General features: G+C 68.3%; 19 protein-coding genes. 8 read left to right on the top strand and 11 right to left on the bottom strand.

Annotation, left to right across the window (positions count from 1 at the left end; genetic code table 11):
- Window position 1: 1 nt before the first annotated feature.
- Window positions 2-610: a hypothetical protein gene (locus MPARV_RS0114255; RefSeq protein ID WP_012226342.1), complete on the bottom strand. Its 609-nt coding sequence runs from the start codon at window positions 608-610 to the stop codon at window positions 2-4.
- Window positions 607-975 carry a DUF2237 family protein gene (locus tag MPARV_RS0114250; protein WP_020378759.1) on the bottom strand — a complete coding sequence of 123 codons (369 nt, stop codon included), beginning with the start codon at window positions 973-975 and terminating at the stop codon, window positions 607-609. The genes MPARV_RS0114255 and MPARV_RS0114250 overlap by 4 nt, the downstream gene beginning before the upstream one ends.
- A 49-nt stretch (window positions 976-1,024) precedes the next feature.
- Between MPARV_RS0114250 and MPARV_RS0114245 the strand changes: the two genes are divergently transcribed.
- Both MPARV_RS0114245 and MPARV_RS0114240 read left to right on the top strand, forming a co-directional pair.
- Window positions 1,025-1,291 carry a DUF2277 domain-containing protein gene (locus tag MPARV_RS0114245; RefSeq protein WP_012226346.1) on the top strand — a complete coding sequence of 89 codons (267 nt, stop codon included), beginning with the start codon at window positions 1,025-1,027 and terminating at the stop codon, window positions 1,289-1,291.
- Between the two features lie 109 nt (window positions 1,292-1,400).
- Window positions 1,401-2,936, top strand: coding sequence for an aldehyde dehydrogenase family protein (locus MPARV_RS0114240; protein WP_020378757.1), 1,536 nt, complete (start codon window positions 1,401-1,403; stop codon window positions 2,934-2,936).
- Window positions 2,937-2,974: 38 nt separating this feature from the next.
- Here the strand turns inward: MPARV_RS0114240 and MPARV_RS0114235 are convergent, their stop codons facing one another.
- Window positions 2,975-3,385 carry a hypothetical protein gene (locus tag MPARV_RS0114235; protein ID WP_012226349.1) on the bottom strand — a complete coding sequence of 137 codons (411 nt, stop codon included), beginning with the start codon at window positions 3,383-3,385 and terminating at the stop codon, window positions 2,975-2,977.
- Window positions 3,386-3,460: 75 nt separating this feature from the next.
- Here MPARV_RS0114235 and MPARV_RS0114230 point away from each other — a divergent pair, with 75 nt between their 5' ends.
- The gene (locus MPARV_RS0114230) at window positions 3,461-4,261 is read left to right on the top strand and encodes an LLM class flavin-dependent oxidoreductase (protein ID WP_012226351.1); all 801 of its coding nucleotides are present in this window, start codon (window positions 3,461-3,463) and stop codon (window positions 4,259-4,261) included.
- Between the two features lie 34 nt (window positions 4,262-4,295).
- On the opposite strand, the gene MPARV_RS0114225 is transcribed toward MPARV_RS0114230, so the two are convergent.
- A complete protein-coding gene (locus MPARV_RS0114225) occupies window positions 4,296-5,096 on the bottom strand; it encodes an Fpg/Nei family DNA glycosylase (protein ID WP_031278665.1) in 801 nt (266 codons plus the stop codon).
- Between the two features lie 76 nt (window positions 5,097-5,172).
- Between MPARV_RS0114225 and pyrE the strand changes: the two genes are divergently transcribed.
- Entirely contained in the window at window positions 5,173-5,718 is a 546-nt protein-coding gene (pyrE, locus tag MPARV_RS0114220) for an orotate phosphoribosyltransferase (RefSeq protein ID WP_012226355.1), read from the top strand.
- Between the two features lie 37 nt (window positions 5,719-5,755).
- On the opposite strand, the gene MPARV_RS0114215 is transcribed toward pyrE, so the two are convergent.
- From MPARV_RS0114215 to mftA, 5 genes are all read right to left on the bottom strand, one after another.
- Complete coding sequence (locus tag MPARV_RS0114215) at window positions 5,756-7,702, bottom strand: mycofactocin system FadH/OYE family oxidoreductase 2 (protein WP_020378755.1); 1,947 nt, start codon at window positions 7,700-7,702, stop codon at window positions 5,756-5,758.
- Entirely contained in the window at window positions 7,699-9,747 is a 2,049-nt protein-coding gene (locus tag MPARV_RS0114210) for a mycofactocin system FadH/OYE family oxidoreductase 1 (RefSeq protein ID WP_020378754.1), read from the bottom strand. The genes MPARV_RS0114215 and MPARV_RS0114210 overlap by 4 nt, the downstream gene beginning before the upstream one ends.
- Window positions 9,748-9,813: 66 nt before the next feature.
- Complete coding sequence (mftC, locus tag MPARV_RS0114205) at window positions 9,814-11,013, bottom strand: mycofactocin radical SAM maturase (protein ID WP_051012026.1); 1,200 nt, start codon at window positions 11,011-11,013, stop codon at window positions 9,814-9,816.
- A 17-nt stretch (window positions 11,014-11,030) separates the two neighbouring features.
- A complete protein-coding gene (mftB, locus tag MPARV_RS0114200) occupies window positions 11,031-11,348 on the bottom strand; it encodes a mycofactocin biosynthesis chaperone MftB (protein WP_202948845.1) in 318 nt (105 codons plus the stop codon).
- Between the two features lie 26 nt (window positions 11,349-11,374).
- Complete coding sequence (mftA, locus tag MPARV_RS25395) at window positions 11,375-11,527, bottom strand: mycofactocin precursor MftA (protein ID WP_012226365.1); 153 nt, start codon at window positions 11,525-11,527, stop codon at window positions 11,375-11,377.
- Between the two features lie 218 nt (window positions 11,528-11,745).
- Here mftA and MPARV_RS0114190 point away from each other — a divergent pair, with 218 nt between their 5' ends.
- From MPARV_RS0114190 to MPARV_RS0114180, 3 genes are read left to right on the top strand one after another with little or no spacing between them, the layout of a single operon-like run.
- The gene (locus MPARV_RS0114190) at window positions 11,746-12,861 is read left to right on the top strand and encodes an NDMA-dependent alcohol dehydrogenase (protein ID WP_012226367.1); all 1,116 of its coding nucleotides are present in this window, start codon (window positions 11,746-11,748) and stop codon (window positions 12,859-12,861) included.
- Between the two features lie 45 nt (window positions 12,862-12,906).
- On the top strand, window positions 12,907-13,968 hold the full coding sequence (locus MPARV_RS21480) for an AAA family ATPase (RefSeq protein ID WP_012226369.1): 1,062 nt from the start codon (window positions 12,907-12,909) through the stop codon (window positions 13,966-13,968).
- 17 nt (window positions 13,969-13,985) lie between these two features.
- A complete protein-coding gene (locus MPARV_RS0114180) occupies window positions 13,986-14,894 on the top strand; it encodes a vWA domain-containing protein (protein ID WP_051012007.1) in 909 nt (302 codons plus the stop codon).
- A gap of 52 nt (window positions 14,895-14,946) precedes the next feature.
- Here MPARV_RS0114180 and MPARV_RS0114175 read toward each other — a convergent pair whose 3' ends face one another.
- On the bottom strand, window positions 14,947-16,215 hold the full coding sequence (locus MPARV_RS0114175) for an alpha/beta hydrolase (protein ID WP_020378751.1): 1,269 nt from the start codon (window positions 16,213-16,215) through the stop codon (window positions 14,947-14,949).
- A 195-nt stretch (window positions 16,216-16,410) separates the two neighbouring features.
- On the opposite strand from MPARV_RS0114175, the gene MPARV_RS0114170 reads away from it, so the two are divergent.
- Window positions 16,411-18,033, top strand: a complete 1,623-nt coding sequence (locus tag MPARV_RS0114170) for a WS/DGAT/MGAT family O-acyltransferase (protein WP_020378750.1) — start codon at window positions 16,411-16,413, stop codon at window positions 18,031-18,033.
- Here the strand turns inward: MPARV_RS0114170 and MPARV_RS0114160 are convergent.
- Window positions 18,025-19,770 carry a carotenoid oxygenase family protein gene (locus MPARV_RS0114160; RefSeq protein WP_020378749.1) on the bottom strand — a complete coding sequence of 582 codons (1,746 nt, stop codon included), beginning with the start codon at window positions 19,768-19,770 and terminating at the stop codon, window positions 18,025-18,027. The two genes, MPARV_RS0114170 and MPARV_RS0114160, sit on opposite strands and share 9 nt — an antisense overlap.
- Window positions 19,771-19,818 lie beyond the last annotated feature (48 nt).

Raw genomic sequence — 19,818 nt, 5'->3', positions numbered from 1 at the left:
CTCAACAGTGCCGATCGAAAGCCTGCTGGTAGGAATCGGCCACCGCCTGGCGGGCGGCCCCGGGCTTCGGATGCACCAGGTCGGCCTCCAAGAGCGCTGCCCCATTGTCCAGGTTGTCGTTGACAAACCGGGCCCAGCCATCATCGGTCGAGGTGTTGGGGAGATCGTCGACGATCGCCCGCACCTCGGCGTTGTACCCGGCAGCATCCCGGTTCCACAGCTTCGGCAACGTCAGCACCACCACGCACGGAACGTCGGAGAACTCCTCCAACACCGTGCGGGTGGCCTCGAGGTCCTGCCGGTCGGTCAGCACGTCGTTGTACCCCAGGAGGACACCCACCCGCTCGGGCACGCCGCGCTCCGACTTCATCACGGCCAACGAGCCTCGAACCTTGGGCGCCATCTCGGCCCACGTGTAGCCGTTCTGCGCATCGACCCTGGCGCCGGTGGTGGCCTCGATCTCCACGCGCGACAGGTTGGTCACCGAATCCCCCACCACCAGCGTCAGCGGCGTTGCCCATGGCCCCATCCCGGCGATTGCGAGACCTGCGCCGACGACCACGACCACCAGAATCACCAGGACCACCCCCACGATGTTGCGTCGCTTCACAGCGTTTCGTCGACGGCGTGACGTTTCAGATCGGCCAGGTCGGCCCACTCAAGGGTCCGGGCGTGGGTGGCGGCCAACACCACCGACGGCGCGCAGTCGGCCTCGAGTGCGTCGGTCCACCGGCTTGCGCAGAGGCACCACCGGTCGCCCGGGTTCAGCCCGACGAAACCAAACTCCGGTCGAGACGTCGACAGGTCGTTGCCGGCCGCCGCCGAAAACTCCAGAAACTCGGCGGTCATCACCGCGCACACCGTGTGCACGCCCTGATCCTGACCTCCCGTATCGCAGCAGCCGTTGCGGTAGAACCCCGTCATCGGATCGGTGGAACAGGTCTGCAGGTCGGTGCCGAGCACGTTGGTGGCCATCACCCCATCGCAGCACATCGGCGGCCCTCGTGCCCGTAGCGTGGCCCCCATGTGCCGAAACATCCGACGCCTCCACAACTTCGAGCCCCCGGCCACCCACGACGAGATCGAGTCCGCTGCGCTGCAGTTCGTCCGAAAGGTCGGCGGGTCGTCCAAGCCGTCCATGGCCAACGAGGCCGCCTACGCCATCGCCGTCTCAGAGATCACGGCCACCACCGAGCGTCTGCTGGGCGCCCTGACCACGTCGGCCGCACCCCTGGATCGCGAGGAGTTTGCTGCCGCGGCCCGCGCCCGGGCGGCCAAGCGCTACGCCTGAGCCCATCTCCCGCGTGGCAGCGCCGATGCCGACGTGTTGGACTGCACCACACGATGCCCGACCGACGGGCCATGCCAGTCTGGGCACAACAGCTTCCAAAGGGGCACCCATGAGCATCACCGAAACCTCAACGACCGGCCAGGCTTCCGCCGTGTCATCGGCAACGCAGTCGGCATCACCGGGCGAGACGTTTGACGTGCTCAACCCGGGTTCCGGCGAGGTGGTCAACACCTACCCGGCCGCCGGACCCGACGAGGTACGCGCCGTGGTCGAGCGAGCCCGGCTTGCCGCAGCCTGGTGGCGAGCTCAGGGCACCGCCGGCCGCACGAGAGTGCTGAAGCGGTGGCGTTCGCACCTGGTGAACCATGCCGACCACCTCATCGACGTGGTGCACAACGAGACCGGCAAGCCCCGTGGTGACGCCCAACTGGAGGTGGTGTTGGCGGTCGAGCACCTGGCCTGGGCAACCAAGTACGCACCCAAGGTCATGAAGCGCCGCAGCGTGTTCCCCGGCCTGCTGATGTCCAACATGGCCGCCACACTCGAATACCAGCCGCTTGGCGTGATCGGCGTGATCGGCCCCTGGAACTATCCGGTGTTCACGCCGATGGGCTCGATCGCGTACGCCTTGGCGGCCGGCAACGCCGTGGTGTTCAAGCCGTCCGAGTACACCCCGGGTGTGGGCCACTGGCTGTCCAACAGCTTTGCCGCCGCCTGCGCCCAGCCGGTGCTGCAGTGCGTCACCGGCATGGGCGCCACCGGTGCGGCGCTGGTGGACGCCAAGGTCGACAAGATCGCATTCACCGGATCGACGGCCACCGGCAAGCGCATCATGGCGGCCGCGGCCGAGCACCTCACGCCGGTGCTGATGGAGTGCGGCGGCAAGGACGCCATGTTGGTGGACGCCGACGCCGACCTTGAGGCCGCCGCCGACGCCGCAACGTGGGGCGCCATGTCCAATGCCGGGCAGACCTGCGTTGGCGTCGAGCGCGTGTACGTGCACGGCGACGTGTACGACGAGTTCGTCGACCGGGTGGTCGACAAGGCCTCCGCCCTGACTGTGGGCAGCGGCGACGACGCCCAGATCGGCCCGATCACCATGCCCAAACAGATCGGTATCATCGCCGGTCACATCTCCGATGCGCTCGACAAGGGCGGCCGGGCGCTGCTGGGCGGGCCGGGCGCCGTGGGCGAACGGGTGGTCGGGCCGACCGTGCTGGTGGACGTACCCGACGATTCGCTGGCGATGACCGAGGAAACCTTTGGCCCCACCATCGTGATCACCCGGGTGGCGTCGATGGACGAGGCGATCGAGCGCACCAACAACTCGGCGTTTGGGCTGGGCTCCACCGTCTTCTCGAAGGCTCGGGGCGCCGAACTTGCTGCCCGCATCCGGTCGGGCATGACCGCGGTGAACTCGGTGATCTCCTTTGCCGCGATCGCAGCGCTGCCCTTCGGCGGCATTGGCGATTCAGGCTTCGGCCGTATCCACGGAGCGGACGGCATCCGCGAGTTCACGCGGGCCAAGTCGGTGGCCCGTCAGCGTTTCGCCGCCCCGTTGGCGCTCACCAGCTTTGATCGCACCAAGAAGACCGACGAGTTGGTCGGCAAGGCGATCAAGCTGCTTCACGGCCGTGCCGGCTAGCTCAATTGTCGCTGTGCCGGGGCGTCAACCTTGGGGCGTCAACCCTGGGGCGGCGCACCCGGGGCGGGCGGCAGGAATTGGCTGTCGATCTGGGCCAACTGGTCGTTGGCGGCCAGCGCACCGTGCACGGCCTGGGCGATCGAGGCCATCTCCTTCTTCGCCTTGGAGATGCCCAGCGCTCCGCCACCGATGCCAGACATGGCCGGGGCGATCTGCACCTCCGACGTCTCGGGTTGCACCCCCTGGCCCACCTGATAGTTCACGATCATGCGTCGCACAAAGCCACCCGCCAGGGCGCGTCCAACCTTCGAGCCCACCTCGGCACGACCCGACCAGCCATCGGCATTCGCCGTCACGGTGTAGCCCAACGACTGCAACGCCGTGCCGACCGTGGTCAGCACCGCGCCGGCGTCAGCGGTGGTCGTCCATCTCAACGGTTCAATCGCCATGGGGCTACTCCTCGCTCGTGGAGTTGCCAGCGTAGGGCGCTCCAGGACCAACCCGCGCCGCTAAGGTCGCGGCTCATGCAACACGCCCTGTCCGTCGCCCCGTTTGGCGAACTGGTCGACCCGAAGGCCATGGTCGACCTGGCCGTCGCCGCCGAGGCCGCCGGTTGGGACGGCCTCTACCTGTGGGATCACGTGCACCGAGATCCGGCCGAGGTGGCGGAGATCTCCGACGTGTGGGTCACGTTGGCGGCGGTCGCCACCGCAACCGAATCGATCCGGATCGGTCCCATGGTGACGCCGCTGTCCAGGCGGCGCATGTCCACCCTCATCCGTCAGACGGTCACCCTCGACCACCTCAGCAACGGCCGGCTCACCCTGGGTATCGGGCTCGGCGTCGACACCGACGGTGAGCTGACCCGGTTCGGCGAGGTGACCGACCCTCGCACCCGGGCCGACATCCTGGACGAGTCGGCCGACCTGCTGGTCGAGGCCTGGGCCGGAGAGGTCGTCACCCACCGGGGCGAACACCGACTGATCGACGGGGTGGCTTTTCGTCCCACGCCGCTCCAGCGGCCACGAATCCCCATCTGGTGCGCCGCCCGGGGTGATGCCCTGCGGCCGGTTCGTCGCGCCGCCCGCTTCGAAGGCCTGTTCCTCATCGAGGTGGACGCCGACCAACTCGGCCGGGCACTCGACCAGGTCGTGGCGGTCCGGGGTTCGTTGGAGGGCTTTGATGTGGCGGTGGTGGCGGCGAAGGACGACATGACGCTGCTGGAGGTCCCCGGGGTCACCTGGGCGATGCACATGCATCCGGCCGACGCGACGTTCGATTCGGTGTGGGCCGCCGCCGTCGCCGGCCCGCCGCCAAAGACGTAGCCGGCCACAGCGCCGTGCGAGCCGGGTCAGCGCCCTACCGGGTTTGGCAGGTGGGACAGAAGTAGCAGTTGCGGCCGGCAACCTCGGCGATGGCGATGTCGGTGCCGCAGCGGCGACATCGCTGCTGCTTGTACACGTAGAGCCGATCGTCGGGTTTCATCCGGCCCGGGGTTCGCCCGATCTCGTCGGGTTCGGTGGTCACGATGTTGCCCAGGCGCGCGCCGATGCGCATCAGCCTCACCGTGTCGTTCCACAGCGAGTCGAAGTCGGCCTCGCTCAGCGCTGCGGCCGGAACCTCAGGGTGGATCCCGGCCCGAAACAGCAGTTCGGCCCGGTACACGTTGCCGATACCGGCGATGATGCGCTGGTCCAACAGCGCTGCGGCGACCGGCCTTTTGGTCGACAGGAACCGGGTGCGGGCCCCAGCAACGTCTCCGTTGGGCCGCAACGGGTCGGCGCCCAGGGCCGAGGTGATCGCCCGTTGCTCCTGCGGGGTGATCAGCTCGCAGCGCATCGGCCCCGTGAGGTCCCACACGTCGGCCTCGGCACCGCCTCCCTCAAGACGCAGCCGAATCGTGTCCCTCGGATCCGGACCGGGCGCCCGGGCAACCCGAAACTTGCCGATCAGGCCCAAGTGCACGTGCAGGATCTCATCGGCCTCCCAGAAGACGAACAGGTCCTTGCCCCATGCCGCGGTTCGGCTGACCCGCTGCCCGTTCAGCAGCGCCGCCGAACCGGCAAACCGGCCTTGGGGGGAGGAGACCACCACCGGCTCGTCGCCCATGCTTCGCCGGATGTGTCGAGCCAAACGGTGGATGATGTGGCCTTCGGGCATGGTGCAGAGTCTGGCCCAGCGAGTGCCGGGTGGGAGAGTCCGGGACTGGTGCCGCCGCCCCGTAGAGTGCTCAACCATGCCGATCACCGACGACGCCATCCGAGCCGACCTGGCCCACCGCATCTACGCCACCTCGCACCTCACCGGGGAGTTCACGCTTCGCTCCGGGCGGGTGTCGAACGAGTACTTCGACAAGTACCGCTTCGAGTCCGACCCGGTGTTGCTCGCCGAGGTGGCCGAGGCGATGGCCACACTGGTGCCCGAGGGCATTGAAGTGCTCGCCGGTCTGGAAATGGGCGGCATCCCGGTGGTCACCGCGTTGGCCAGGGTGACGGGCCTGCCCGCCTGCTTCGTGCGCAAATCGGCCAAGAAGTACGGCACCGCCAAGTTTGCCGAGGGTGCCGATGTGGACGGCAAGCGTGTGCTGATCGTCGAGGACGTGATCACCTCCGGCGGACAGGTGGTGCTGTCAACCGCCGACCTACGGGGTATCGGCGCACAGATCACCGACGTGGTGTGCGTCATCGATCGGTCGGAGGGCGGCACCGAGGCGCTCAGCGCCGAGGGGCTCACCCTGGCATCGGTCGTCAACCGCGACGATCTCAACGCCGCCGCGGGCTGAGCCCACACCCTGGCCCCCGGTAACCGACGGGTTGGGGCTACAGGGCGGCGCCGACGCGTTCGCCGTCGACCACCGCGGCGTGCGCGCGGCGGGGAGCCACCACATCGCCCGCACGGTGCACGTCCACGCCGGCATCGAGCAGTTCCAGGTAGAGCTCCTCGGCGGGGGTGGCGGGCACGGCCAGCACCACCCAGTCGGGGGTGCGCTCGTGCATCGTCCCGGTGGGGTGATGCTGCAGCGTCAGCGAGCCCTGATCCCAGCCCATCGGCACCAGCTCGGTGGTCTGAACGATGCCTTTGGACTCGGCCCGCATCCACCAGGTCTCCAGGTCCAGCGTGATGCCCAGGTCCTGGCCCACGACCATGCCAGGCGTGATCACCTCCACGTCACAGCCCCGATCGGCCAGCAGCTCGGCGACCGACGTGGCCTGATGGAAGCCCAGCTCGTCGAGCACCACCACCCGTCCTGACGGCGCCGCGGCGCCGTCGAGCACCTCGATCACGTCCACGATTCGGTGCTCGTCCCCGGGCGCCCAGTAGGGCCGAGCCGGACGGGCGCCGGTGGCCACCACGACGCTGTGAGGTCGGCGGCGCAGCACCTCGGCGGCGTCAAGGGTCACCCCGGTCTCGATCTCCACGCCCAGCCGGGTGGCCTCGTGAAACTGGTTGCGCACCAGGTCGCCGAACTCGGCCCGGTTGGGCACCGAGGCCGCCAGGCGAACGGCCCCACCGGTGAGTTCGTGGCGCTCGCAGAGCGTCACCCGGTGGCCGTTGCGCGCCGCCGCAATGGCGGCCTGAAGCCCGGCCGGTCCGCCGCCGACCACCAGCACCGACCTGGACAGCGCCACCGGTCGGGGCGCGCCCACGCCCTCGGCCTCCCGGCCGGTCCGCGGGTTTTCGATACATCCAAGCCACCGGTTGAGGCCCATCCGGCCGACGCACTCCTGGTTGCACGACAGGCACAGACGCACCGACTCGACTTTGCCCGCACGCGACTTGGCGGCGAAGGCGGCATCGGCGATCTGGCCGCGCACCACCCCCACCAAATCGCAGTGGCCCTCGGTGAGCGCCCGCTCTGCCTGCAACGGGTCCTTGAAACGGCCGACGCCCACCACCGGCAGGTCGACCACCTCGCGCAGGGCCGAGGGGATGAACGAGGCGTAGCCGGGCGGGATGTGCATCGACGCCTCGATCATGAACAGCGACGAGGTGGCCACACCGATGGAGGTGTTGAGGTAGTCGACTGCGCCGGTGGCCTCCACCATCTTCGCCACCTCCACCGCGTCCTCGATGGTGGTGCCCCCTTCGATCAGTTCGTCGCCGCACAGGCGCACGCCCAATGCCAGGTCGGGGCCGATGGCGGCCCTCACCGCGGCCACAAGTTCGAGGAGCAGTCGGGCCCGGTTGGCCAGCGTTCCGCCGTAGGCGTCGGTGCGCCGGTTGGTGGCGGGCGACAGGAACCCGCGGACGATCGAGCTGTGGCTGCACTGCAACTCGATGCCGTCGAAGCCGCCCTCGGCGCAGTTGGCGGCGACGAGCGCGTACCCGGCGATGATCTCGGCGATCTCGTCGTGGTCGATGGCCTTGGGCACCTCGCGAAACAACGGATCGGCCACCGCCGAGGGCGCCCACACCGGTAGCCGGGTGTACATCGACGAGGCCTGCCCACCGTTGTGGTTGATCTGGGCGAAGATCGGCGTGCGATGTGCGTGCACCGCTTCGGTGATCGCCCGGTAACCGGGGATCACGTCCCGGTTGAAACCGTGGATCAGCTTTTCGTAGGGCCAGTCGGTGGGATGGGTGGAGTGCTCCTCGGTGATGATCAGCCCGGCACCCCCCGCAGCGCGTTCGGCGTAGTAGGCGGCGTGCTGAGGTGACGGTTTGCCATCGACCGCGTAGTTGGTGAGGTGGGCAGAGAACACGATTCGGTTTCGCAGCGTGACCGGCCCCAACCGCAGCGGCGACCACAGCAGTCGCTCGGTCATGACGATTCCCCCGGTGGTTCGGTCCCGATTGATGCTTCCGCTGGGATTGCCTCGAAGGGGTGCGGGATGCCCATCACAACGCCCTGCGCCCAGCGTCGGCCTTCGAGCACGGCCTGAGCGATCGTGCGAGGTGCCACGCAATCACCGGCACGTGCCACCGAACGGTCCACCGGGTTGAAGGTGTCGTCGGGCAACCGGTGTCCTGCGTCGATCAGGGCGCCGACGACGATCGTCTCGGTTGCTCCCGTAAATCGGTTCTCCACCTCGATATCCCGCTTGCGCACCTTTCGCAGGATACGGCGGCGGTGCATGGTGACCCCCACCTGGGCCAGGCGGGCGTTGGCCGGTGCCAGGTCGCCGGTGCGGGACAGCTCGTTGCCCACGATCTGGTCGCCGGTGATCAGGTGAACCGATCGCCCCAGCCCGGCGAGGGTCTCGGCGATCGACACGGCAATCGGCCCGCCGATTGGATCCCAGATCGCCACAGCACCGGTGGGGAGACCCAGGGTGTCGTCGTCCGGTTGGGCCCGGCGGTGTTCCAGCAGGGCCGCGGCGTCGACGACCACCCCGCCGGATGTTGTCCCATAGGACCGCTCCCCCGGGCGCGCCCCCGTTGCCAGCAAGGTCGGGCCGCCTGCCCCGAGTTCCCCGACGCCGGCCGGATCGACCGTCCGGCCAAGTTCGAACTCCACACCCAACCGACGGCACTCCGACTCCAACCAGTCGACCAACCGAACCATCGGTTCCCGGCCCGAGGCCGTGGTCCAGGCGCGCACCGTGGCGCCGCAGGCGTCCGCGGCGTCGATCACGGTGACGCCGAAACCTCGAAGCGCCGCCACCCGTGCGGCCTCCATGCCGGCGGGCCCGGCACCGATCACGGTGACGGGCCGTCGTGGCCCGTCGTCGGCGCCGCGCTCGGCGCAGAGTCGAGGGGGCTCCGAATCGGAGAGCTCGTGACCGGAGCGAGGCTCACCGATGCAGGAGACGATGGGATTGCGGTTGTCGCGCACCATGCACTGTTGGTTGCAGCGGACACATGGCCGGATCCGCTCGACGTGACCGGCCACCGCCTTGGACACCAGGTCTGGGTCGGCGATCTGGGCGCGGGTCATTTCCACCACGTCGGCGGTGCCGTCGCCAAGCGCCGTCTCGGCCATGGTCACGTCGACGATCGAGCCCTGCGCCACCACCGGCACGCGGTCGCCGTGGGCCGCTCGAACAGCGGTGCGCACCGCTGAGCAGAGCCCAAGGTTGAACCCGGCGGGCACGTGAGCGTCGGGCCGCGTGGCGCCAACGGTGAAGATCGACCCCGACACCACCACCAGGTAGTCGATCAGCCCGGCCAGCTCAGCGGCCAGCGTCGCCGCGGCTTCGGGGGTGATACCCGCCCAGGGGGCGTACTCGTCGCAGCTGAGGCGCATCCCCAGCACGCCGTCGGCCCCCAGCCCGGCGCGGGCGGCGGCCAGCACGTCGGTGGCGAACCGGTTGCGGTCGGCCCACTCATCGCCCCGCTGGTTGGTCAGTCCCGACAGGAACTGCCGCACCAACGAGTGCTGCCCGGCGTTGACCTCGACGCCGTCCAGGCCCGCCGAACGGGCGCCTTCGGCTGCTGCCCCGAACCCGGCCACCACTGCACCGATGTCGGCCGCCTCCATCTGCTTCGGGACCTCGCGGGTGTCCACCTCCGGCACCCGCGAGGGCGCCCACAATTCACGCTGGCTCCAGTGCGAGGTGCCCTGGCCTCCCGCGTGGCCCAGCGCCGCCAGCACCAGCGAGCCGTGAGGATGGCAGGCGTCGGCGACCGCCGCCCAGCCGGCGACGCACTCCGAGGCCAGCGGCGCCCGCTCGTAGGGCCAGTCCGACGGGTGAACCGACGCCTCCTCGGTGACGATGATTCCGGCACCGCCCTCGGCTCGGCGCCCGTAGTAGGCGACGTGGCGGTCAGAGATCGAGCGACCACGACCAAGGTTGGAAACGTGTGGCCCGAACATCACCCGGTTCGGAGCGCACCGGGTACCGAGATCAATTGGGTCCAGCAGGGTCACCGCTCCATGATCGTCGGTGGCGGGCCCGGGTGCGAACAGAGGCCGATTCGGGGGCCGCCTGACCGGTCAGGACAGCCGGGCACCGATGCTGACCGGCACCGCTGCGCCCGGGCGGCTGTGATCCTGTGAAGGCCTGGGCGGCGATCCCACACCGACCAGCTCGCCCGCTGCCCGCTTGTCGGCCAGCGCCGTCTCACCATGGCCCAGCACGCACTCCGGGTCGGGGTCGTCCATCTCCAGGCCAACAAAGAACTTCGAGGCCATGCAGCCACCCTGGCATGCGTCATAGGCCCCGCAACTGGCGCAGGCACCGGCCGAGGTGGGCTCCCGCAATGACGTGAACAGGTCCGAGCCCTTCCACACGCCGGTGAATCCGCCCTGATCGCGCACGTTGCCGGCCAGGAACTCGTCGTGGATCACGAACGGGCAGGCGTACACGTCACCGATGGGGTCGATGAGGCACACCACGCGCCCGGCGCCGCACAGGTTCAGCCCCGGCAACTGCTCGGAGCCCAAGGCGTTCAGGTGGAAGAACGAGTCGCCGGTGAGCACGTCGGGGCGGTCGAGCAGCCAGTGGTAGAGGTCACGCTGTTGCTGCTGGGTCGGGTGCAACTCGTCCCAGGTGTCGGCACCCCGTCCGGAGGGCCGCAGGCGGGTGATGCGCAGCTGGGCGCCGTACTCGTCGGCAACCGCACGGAAGTCGTCGAGCTGGTCGACGTTCTGACGCGTGACGACCACCGAGATCTTGAACGCGCCGAAGTCGGCGGCGGCCAAATTGTCCATGGCGGTCCTGGCGGTGGCGAAGCTGCCCTGCCCACGCACGTGATCGTTCACCGCGGCGGTGGCGCCGTCGATCGACACCTGGATGTCGAGGTAGTCCATCGAGGCGAGACGGCGGGCTGCCGCCGGGTCGATATAGGTGCCGTTGGTGGAGAACTTCACGCCGACGTCGTGGGCGGTCGAGTACTCCACGATGTCGAAGAAGTCACGGCGCAGCATGGGCTCGCCACCGCCCAGGTTGACGTAGAACACACCAAGTCGCTGCAGTTCGTCGACCACACCGAAGCACTCGGCGGTGCTCAGCTCGGCGGGGTCACGACGCCCGGATGACGACAGGCAGTGACGGCAGGCCAGGTTGCAGGCGTACGTCAGCTCCCAGGTCAGGCAGATGGGGGCTTCAAGGCCCAGCTTGAAGTCGTCGGTCAGGCTGCGCGTGGCCGACGGGGGTTGATCAGCAACGGCGGGAACACTGCGGCCAAGGGTCAGGGGGGTGATCTGATCGCTCACCGGGAACTCCTCTCGGGTTGGAGGTTGATCGCTTGCTCGGGATGTTCCACGGCGTCGCGTCGTATCACCATGTCCGAGGCGGCCAAGGTGGCCAGCGCCCGTTGAAAGGACGGCCAGCGGGCCTCGGCCACCCCGGCGGCCCGCAGCGCGTCCGCCACCGAGTCGGCGTCGGCCAAACCCTCGGCCACGCTCACCAGGTCTGGATGGCGAAGGAACGACAGGCGGCGATTGCCAAAGTGGTAGGCGAGTGCGCCAAAACGTTCGGGACGAAGCGACACCCTCGGGTTCAGCGACCAGGCCTCATCGAGTGCCACCGATTGATCCATGAGATCGCTTGGGATCAGTAGACCCCGCACATCCCGTCGATCGACACCTCTTCTACCAACAACTCTTCTTCGATGAGTTCGGCGGTCACCTGCTCGTCTGCGGCCGGGTCGAGCTTCGATCCGTCGGTGGTCGCAGCGGTTGCTGGTGCCATGGTTTCTGTTGCCACGGTGGCCTCCTGATGGTGTCATCGGCGATGGTCATCGCCGCGGCCCGCACGGGCCCGCCTCACCCTACCCGGGAGGGCACTTGTGGGGCGGCGAGCGAGGTTGGTCCGACGGGGTGGAACTTGTCACGCGTGACACTTCCCAGCCCAACCTGGACTAGAAACGGAGCAAGGCGGTCGCCACGGGGGCGGCCATCAAGGAACTCTCAAGGGGAAAACTTATGAAGACCCGTGCTGCAGTGCTGTGGGGCGTAGGCGAAGAGTGGAAGATCGAGGAGGTCACGCTCGACGACCCACGGGGTCGCGAGGTGTTGGTGAAGACCAAGGCCGCCGGCATGTGCCACTCCGACGAGCACGTGGTCACCGGCGACATGCCGGCGCCGCACTTCCCGCTCATCGGCGGGCATGAGGGATCGGGCATCGTCGAGGCGGTTGGCCCCGAGGTCACCCGGGTGGCCGTCGGCGACCACGTGTCGATGTCGTTCATCCCCTCCTGCGGCCGCTGCCCTTCGTGCATTCAGGGTCAGAGCTTCCTGTGCGACGAGGGCGCCAAGCTGTTCAACCTGGGCATGCCGGGCGACGACCGTGTGGCCCATCACATCGGCGACCAGCCGGCGGCGCGCATGACCCAGTTGGGCTCGTTCGCCGAACACATGCTGTTGTCGGAGGACGGGGTGGTCAAGGTGGCCGATGATCTCCCATTTCCCCAAGTGGCCCTGGTGAGCTGTGGTGTGGCCACCGGGTACGGATCCGTCGTGGAACGCGCCGGCACGAAGGCGGGCGACACCGTGGTGGTCATCGGCGCCGGCGGCGTCGGAATGAACGCAGTGCAGGGTGCGGCGATCGCCGGTGCCCAGCGCGTCGTCGTGATCGACCCGGAGGAGTTCAAGCGCGAGCAGGCCATGGAGTTCGGTGCCACCCACACCTACGCATCGGTGGACGAGGCGATGGGCGCCCTCGGCGAGATGACCTGGGGCCAGATGGCCAACCAAACCATCATCACGGTGGGCGTCATGAAGGGCGAGTTGTTGGAGCCCGCAATGAACCTCACCGGCAAGGGCGGCACCGTGGTGGTGACCGCAGTGGCCCCCATGGTGGACGAGGACGCCAAGCTCAACATGTTCATGCTCTCCATGATGAACAAGGAGATCAAGGGCACCGTCTTCGGTTCGGCCAACCCGCGCAACCAGATCCCCAACCTGCTGGCCATGTATCAGGCGGGCAAGCTGAAGCTGGACGAGCTGATCACCAACACCTACACCCTGGACGAGATCAACCAGGGCTACGAGGACATGCGCAACGGCAAGAACATCCGCGGCGTCATCGTCTTTGACTGAGTCGCTCCCGAGCTCGGGCATCCACGCACCAACGAGGAGCCGACCATGACCGAGTTTCCACCCCTGCGACCGGTTGCGGACACCCCGCGGCCAAGGTCGGCCCGCTTTGACGTGGCCCTGCTCGACCGCCTGGACACCCTGGTGGTTGGGCGGCGGCGCGAGTTGGAGGTGGTGGTCGCCTGCCTGGCGGGCGCCCGCCACCTGCTGCTGGAAGGCCCCCCGGGCACCGGCAAGTCCACGCTGCTGCGGGCGGTGGCCGACGAGGCCGGGCTTGGGTTCGAGTTTTCCGAGGGCAACGCCGAGCTCACCCCGGCTCGGCTGATCGGCATGTTCGACCCTGCCCGCGTGCTCGATGCCGGCTACACCCCCGACGTGTTTCTGGACGGCCCGCTGGCCCGGGCGTTGCGGGACGGATCGTTGCTGTACATCGAGGAGATCAACCGGTTGCCGGAGGAGACCCTCAACGTGCTGATCACCGTGATGAGCGAAGGCGAGCTCCACGTGCCTCGGCTGGGCATGATCCCCGCCTCCGACGGGTTCAGGCTGGTGGCGGCCATGAACCCGCACGACAGCGTGGGCACGGCCCGCATTTCATCGGCGGTGTACGACCGCTGCGCCCGGGTGGCCATCGGCTACCAGGACGCCGAGGCCGAGGCAACCATCGTGGCCCGTGAGGCCGCCGGGGTCTCGTCCGAGCTGGGTGCGTTGGCCGACGCGGCCGCACCCCTGCTGCACGGGGCGGTGGCCCTGGCGCGCGACACCCGCGACCATCCGGACCTGCGCAGCGGCTCGTCGGTGCGTGGCGCAATCGACCTGTTGATCGTGGCGGGCGAGCTTGCCGCCCTGCGACGGCGATCCGTGTTCAGTTCCGACGTCACCCTGGACGCAACCCTGTCTGCGCTTTCGGGCCGAATCAGGTTGCACGAGGGGTCGGCCACCACGGCCGAGTCGCTGCTCACCGGTCTGTGGCAGCGGCACCTCGCCCAGCTCGACCCGGCCGCCGAGGCGCCCGACGACGATCCCGACGCCGACCGTTCGACCCCCACCAGCGACCATCCCGACGACACCCCAAAACCCCCGGCCCCGGTGGGGGCGCCGACGACCTGATCAAGGAGGGTGCCGAGGTGGCCGAGGCGGTGGCCAACGCCGCCCGCCGCACCACCAGCCGATCCGAATTGGCGCAACACCAGGGATTCGCCGAAGTCAGCCCCGAGCTGGGCGTGCTCGATGACGAGGCCTTCGACCGACTTCTGGCCGAGGACCCCAACCATGCGATGGCCCTGTTGGCCGACCTGGTGGGTGCCACCGATCCTACGCTCCGGCGCCTGGCCGCCAGGCTGGCCGGCCGAGTCACCACCGACCTGGCACGCAGCGGGCCCGCCCCCCGCACCGGGCGTGGCGTGGGGCGCCTGGCGCGCCGCCGCGCCTCGGTGGCCGAAGGCGACCTCGACCTGGACGCCTCCATGGACGCGATCCTCACCTCCCGCGTCACCGGCGCCGCCGCGCCGCCGGAAGAGCTCACGGTGGCGGCCTGGGAACGGCCCGGCACCGCGCTGTGCCTCGTGGTGGACCGCTCGGGTTCCATGCTGGGCTCCCGCCTGGCCACCGCGGCCGTGATTGCATCGACCGTGGTGCTGAGTCGCCCAACCGACGCCTCGGTGCTGGCCATCGCCCGGGAGGCCTTGGTGGTGCGCCCGCAGGGTTCGTCGCGCTCCGCCGAGCAGGTGGTCGACGACCTGTTGGTGCTGCGCGGCCATGGGGTGACCGACCTGTCCCTGGCCCTCGACGCCGCAGCACACCAGCTCGCCCGCTCCGATGCCCGTCGCAAGGTCTGCCTGGTGTTGTCGGACTGCCGATCGACCGCCGGTCCCGAGCCAACTGCGACCGCCAGGCTGTTCGAGGAGTTGGTACTGCTGCCGCCGAAGGATGACGTCGCCGATGCCACGGCGCTCGCCGAAGCCACCGGTGCGCTCCTCATTCCCGTCGCCGGTCCCACGGATGCCCCGGCGGTCATCCGGGCCGCCCTCGCCTGATCGGCTCGGGCTTCACGCCCGCCGTCGAGGGGCGCTGCGACACACGGCCGAGCTATCCGGCGGCGGCCAGCACCTCGTCTGGGTCTTCGCCCTCTCCAACCGGTGCCACCGTGTCGCCGGTGCGATCCCGGAACCTCAGCACAGCGGCGTCAAGGAACCGATGGGTCCAGTCCAGGGTTCGGCGGGTGCGGGGCGACACGAACACGTCAAACGCGTGTTGTGCACCCTCGAGCTCGACGTAGAGCACCGGCTGGGATGACACGGCCCGGAGCTTTCGCGCGAAGGTGCGGGCGCCCTCCGCCGGCACGAGCACGTCCAGCGAGCCCTGGATGATGAGGAATGGCGGAGCATCCTCGTTCACCCGCTCCACCGGTGAGTAAGCCCGGTGCAGCTCGGGGTCCTCCGCAACCGGGCTGGGGAACATCAGCGGGTCGAGCAGGTCCAACATGTCCTGGGCCCGCTCGGTGAGGTCGTACACGCCATAGAACGGCACCGCCGCCTGAAGCGAGCAGTCCGCCTCCTCGAAGCCGGGCTGGAAGGAGGTGTCTGCGTCGGTCAGGGCCGCCAGCGCAGCCAGGTGGCCGCCCGCAGATCCGCCGGCGATGGCGATGAAGTCGGGGTCGGCGCCATAGTCCTCGGCGTGCTCACGCACCCAGGCGATGGCCCGCTTGACGTCGATCAGGTGGTGGGGCGCCTTCACCTTTGGGCTCAGTCGGTAGTTCACGTTGAAGCCGACGTAGCCGTTGGCGGCCAGGTGGTTCAGCAGAGGAACCCCCTGCTCGCGCTTGTCGCCGATCACCCAACCACCTCCATGCACATAGATCACGCATGGCCGGGTCACCCCCTCGGGCGCAGGTTCGAGCGGCTCGTACACATCGAGGCGCAGTTCCACCCCGCCCACCTCGGCGAAGGCGACATCCTTGCTGCGACGGCGCTTCTTCGAACCCATGAAGATGGGCAGCAGATCACCCTTGGGGTCGGCGGGTGTCGCATCGGGCAACCCGTCAAGGTCTGCGAAGTCACCAAAGCCCTGGGCAAACGACGCCCCGGTCGAGACCGACTGACGCCATTGGTTCAGGCTGACACCGGCAGCCGACGCCCGAATGACCACGGCCGCACGGCCGGCATTGCTTCGGAGGCCGCCCTGACGAACAAAGTTCACGGTGTCGATCACGTCGAGCGCAATCAACGAAGCGCTCAGCTCGGTGGTGAACCAGCTACCAAAAAAGGAGGGAACAGTGAATAGGCGGGAGTTGGATCGGGGGGCCAGCGAATTGGCGGCCAAAGCGCCTCGGGCGACGGAACGAGTGAGAAAGCTCATTGTCCCGAAGTCTACGCACTCGGGAAACGTTGCTTCCAGGGTTCCCCCACCGGTGCGCACCGCAACACCCCCGGGTCAGACCCACGCGCTCGCCAACGGCACAGGCCTCCTCCCTTCCCTTAGGTGAGTTCAACATGGGATACTGCCCGGACGAGCGCCTCACCGCGAGGCCTCGCTTCACAAGGGGCCCACTACATGGAACGCCTGTCGGGGATCGACGCCGCATTCACCTACCTCGAGACCCCCAATGCCCACATGCACGTGGCCATGACGGCGATCTTCGACACCGACACCATGCCCGGCGGGTACTCCTTCGACGCCATCCGCCGGCTCATCGCAGAGCGCATGCACCTGGTTGCCCCCTTCCGGCGTCGCCTGGTGACCGTGCCGTTCAACCTCAACCACCCCATTTGGATCGAGGACCCCGACTTCGACCTCGACTTCCACATCCACCGCGTCAACGCACCGGAACCAGGAGGACGACGAGAGCTGGCAGATGTGGCCGCCCGCATCGCATCGGTGCCCCTGGACCGCAGCAAACCGCTCTGGGAGATCTGGGTGATCGAGGGACTCAAGCAGAACCGCGTCGGTGTCGTCACCAAGGTGCACCACTCGGCGATCGACGGTGCCAGCGGCGCCGAGATCATGACCACGCTGTACGACCTCAGCCCTGAGGGCGCCGAGATCGAACCGCCGCAGCCGCACGAGCCGGAGCACATCCCCAACGAGTGGGAGCTCATCGGCTACGCCATGTCCTCTCGTTTCAAGCGCATCATCAACATGCCTGCGCTGATCGGGCGCACCGTGGGCAACCTCAGCAACGTGGTGAGCACCCGCATGTCGGACGAGACCGAGACTCACGGCGCGCTTCCCCTGACCGCTCCGCCCACGCCGTTCAACTCGGCGATCACGCCCCACCGACGGGTGGGCTTCGCACGCGTTCCGCTGTCGGGTGCCAAGGAGATCAAAGAGGCGTTCGGGGTTAAGGTGAACGATGTGGTGTTGGCCATCATGTCGGGCACGCTGCGCAAGTACCTGAGCGATCGTGGCGACCTGCCCGACGAGTCACTGGTGGCGTGTATCCCGGTGTCGGTGCGCACCGAGGAGGAGCAGGGGTCGGCCAACAACCGGGTCTCGGCCATGTTCGCCCACCTGGCAACCCAAGAGAGCGACCCGGCCGAGCGGCTGCGCCTCATCGCCGACAGCACCAAGGGCGCCAAGGAGGAACACAACGCCCTCGGCGCCCGGCTGATGACCGACTGGGGCGAGTATGCGGCGCCCCGCACGTTCCAATTGGCCGCCCGTCTCTACAGCCAGATGAACATGGCCAACATGCACCGACCCATCCACAACCTGGTGATCTCCAACGTGCCCGGCCCGCCGTTTCCTCTGTACTTCGCCGGTGCCAAGCTGATCGCCGCCTACCCGATGGGCCCCATCATGGAGGGTGCCGGCATGAACGTCACGGTGTTGTCCTACGAGGACAACATCGACGTCGGCTTCATGGTGGACCGGGAACTCACCCCCGACGTGTGGGATCTGGCCGGCGCTGTCGAGGACGCCTACGACGAACTTCTCGCCGCCGCCCGTTCCATCGCCCCAAACGCCCAGGCCCCGACCGAGCCGAAGCCCAAGGCAGCCACCAAGAAGACACCAGCCAAACGCAAGGCACCCGCCAAGAAGACATCGGCCAAACGCAAGGCACCCGCCAAGAAGGCCGCCGCCAAGAAGGCACCCGCCGGAACCCGCGTCACCGAGCGAGGTGCCACCGTGCGCACGGCACGTAAGAAGCCTGCATCCGGCACCCCATCAACGTGAGGCGTCCTCCCGGCGCAACTCTGCCATGCGTTTGCCCATCGCCACGATCCGCTTCATGTTCCCGGGCACACCCTTCAAGGCGCCGACCACGTCCCGCTTGACCGGCACCGAGTAGTTGCTTGGGCGGGGGCCGATACGGGGTGGCGACCAGCAGGAGTGCAACATCAGGTTGGGGTTGAACGTCGCCGATGACGCCCGCGCCACCGGCCCGGCAGCGATGTTCCCGGCCTCAAACACGTGCAGTTCCTTGGGCCCGTCCTGATGCACCACGCACACGATGTAGCCGTCGTCGGCCTCGGTGGCGCCGCTTCGAGGGACGAACGTGGGCGGCGACGGGAAGGAGCCCGCCGGGTACTCCCACGACTCGGCGATCTGCATCAGGTCCAGATCGAAGCGAGCGAGCGCACCCGGGATCGGCTCCGTCGGAAGCTCGCTGGGCGCAACCAGGCCGTCGGTCGCCGTCGAGTACAACCGCCACCATTCCTCGGGTACCAGCTCGGGATCGAATCCCACGTTGGCGTACCAGAGTTGGCTGAGGTGCGCTCGGGAGGTCGAATGGGTGACGTCGGTCGTGGCCAGAATCCCGCCCCACAGATGCTCGGGGTCGCTCAGCGATTCCGACTCCTTCACCACGCCGGTGACCGGATCGATCACCAGGCAGGTGATCACGGACGGTTGCACGGCCTGGGCGATCCACCCCTCGAAGTCGGCATCGAAGACGGCGCCATCGGTGTGGTTGCGTGCCTCGGACGTCACGGTGATCGTCAGGTCGGCGAGCGGGATCTGCTGGAGGACCACCCGCAGGCACCCATCCACCTCCTCGGCGTCGAGCCACAGGTGCCCGCTCGGCATCGGTACGCGCACCTCGGTGGCCGTCACCGTGCCACCCTCCGGCGTGGACGCCAGGTCGGCCTTGGCAACGATCCAAAGTTTGGTGTGGTCCTGGCTGCGTTCCCGGCGTTGCTCGCCGCGGAACGTCTCGGGCTCGATCACAAACGGCAGATCCGAGATCACCAGGTAGTGATCCGACACCTTGATGTCGTGGATCGAGTCGAATGGGGACATACCGTCGATTCGTCGCCGTTGGATCTGTCCGTGCAGATCCCAGCTGGCCAGATGGGTCTCGGCCACCTCGCCCGGGATCGAGACCTGCGAGTAGTTCACGAAGTGAAGCAGCGTTTCGTCGATGTCCACCGCAGGGTGCGCGGCCACTGCGATCAGTGGCTCCAGCAGCCCGGGCACACCTTGAAGCCATTCGTCGTTGGCGCCGACGGGTGAGATGAACTCGAGGGTCTCGGCATCGATCTCCACCGGCCGACCGGCGTCGTAGCCCAATATCAAGCGGTCCTGCACGCTGACCACGTTGGTATTGGCCAGGTTGCTGATGCCGAACGGCGACGCCTCAACGAACGCCACGCTGCGAAACAGCCATGGCAGGCGCTTGCGCAACCTGTTGACCGGTGAGTTCACCAGCTTGTGTTCCACGGTGATGGCGCCGTCGTGGCTCGGCTTGAGGTGAATACGCTCCACCAGCCCGTGTGCGCCGAACCAGTGACCACCGGGTGCCCGCTTGTTTGGGCCAACCACCACGACCGAACCGTCCATGTCGGACGGCCACGTGCCCGCCACCACCCGAAGCCGATGGCTGCGCTCCCCCTGACCGTGAAAAAGGTTTGTGGTCAGCGTTGCCAAGGTCCCCCCAAAGCTCTCGTTTCCCCACCTCTCGCGGAGCGCCACGCTAGAACCCGGTCACGCCTCGACCAAGGTGATGTCCCACCCATACGG

Source organism: Candidatus Microthrix parvicella Bio17-1 (assembly GCF_000299415.1).
Lineage (GTDB): Bacteria > Actinomycetota > Acidimicrobiia > Acidimicrobiales > Microtrichaceae > Microthrix > Microthrix parvicella.
Note: the sequence above shows the minus strand (reverse complement) of the source record. Positions and strands in the feature narration are given on the sequence as shown.

What these genes read in the sequence shown, in the direction of transcription:
- MPARV_RS21480 (WP_012226369.1), top strand. Translation starts at nt 12,907, where the DNA reads ATGACCGAGTTTCCACCCCTGCGACCGGTTGCGGACACCCCGCGGCCA.
- MPARV_RS0114230 (WP_012226351.1), top strand. Translation starts at nt 3,461, where the DNA reads ATGCAACACGCCCTGTCCGTCGCCCCGTTTGGCGAACTGGTCGACCCG.
- MPARV_RS0114245 (WP_012226346.1), top strand. Translation starts at nt 1,025, where the DNA reads ATGTGCCGAAACATCCGACGCCTCCACAACTTCGAGCCCCCGGCCACC.
- MPARV_RS0114250 (WP_020378759.1), bottom strand. Translation starts at nt 975, where the DNA reads ATGGCCACCAACGTGCTCGGCACCGACCTGCAGACCTGTTCCACCGAT.
- MPARV_RS0114235 (WP_012226349.1), bottom strand. Translation starts at nt 3,385, where the DNA reads ATGGCGATTGAACCGTTGAGATGGACGACCACCGCTGACGCCGGCGCG.
- MPARV_RS0114240 (WP_020378757.1), top strand. Translation starts at nt 1,401, where the DNA reads ATGAGCATCACCGAAACCTCAACGACCGGCCAGGCTTCCGCCGTGTCA.
- MPARV_RS0114215 (WP_020378755.1), bottom strand. Translation starts at nt 7,702, where the DNA reads ATGACCGAGCGACTGCTGTGGTCGCCGCTGCGGTTGGGGCCGGTCACG.
- MPARV_RS0114225 (WP_031278665.1), bottom strand. Translation starts at nt 5,096, where the DNA reads ATGCCCGAAGGCCACATCATCCACCGTTTGGCTCGACACATCCGGCGA.
- MPARV_RS0114170 (WP_020378750.1), top strand. Translation starts at nt 16,411, where the DNA reads ATGGAACGCCTGTCGGGGATCGACGCCGCATTCACCTACCTCGAGACC.
- MPARV_RS0114175 (WP_020378751.1), bottom strand. Translation starts at nt 16,215, where the DNA reads ATGAGCTTTCTCACTCGTTCCGTCGCCCGAGGCGCTTTGGCCGCCAAT.
- MPARV_RS0114190 (WP_012226367.1), top strand. Translation starts at nt 11,746, where the DNA reads ATGAAGACCCGTGCTGCAGTGCTGTGGGGCGTAGGCGAAGAGTGGAAG.
- pyrE (WP_012226355.1), top strand. Translation starts at nt 5,173, where the DNA reads ATGCCGATCACCGACGACGCCATCCGAGCCGACCTGGCCCACCGCATC.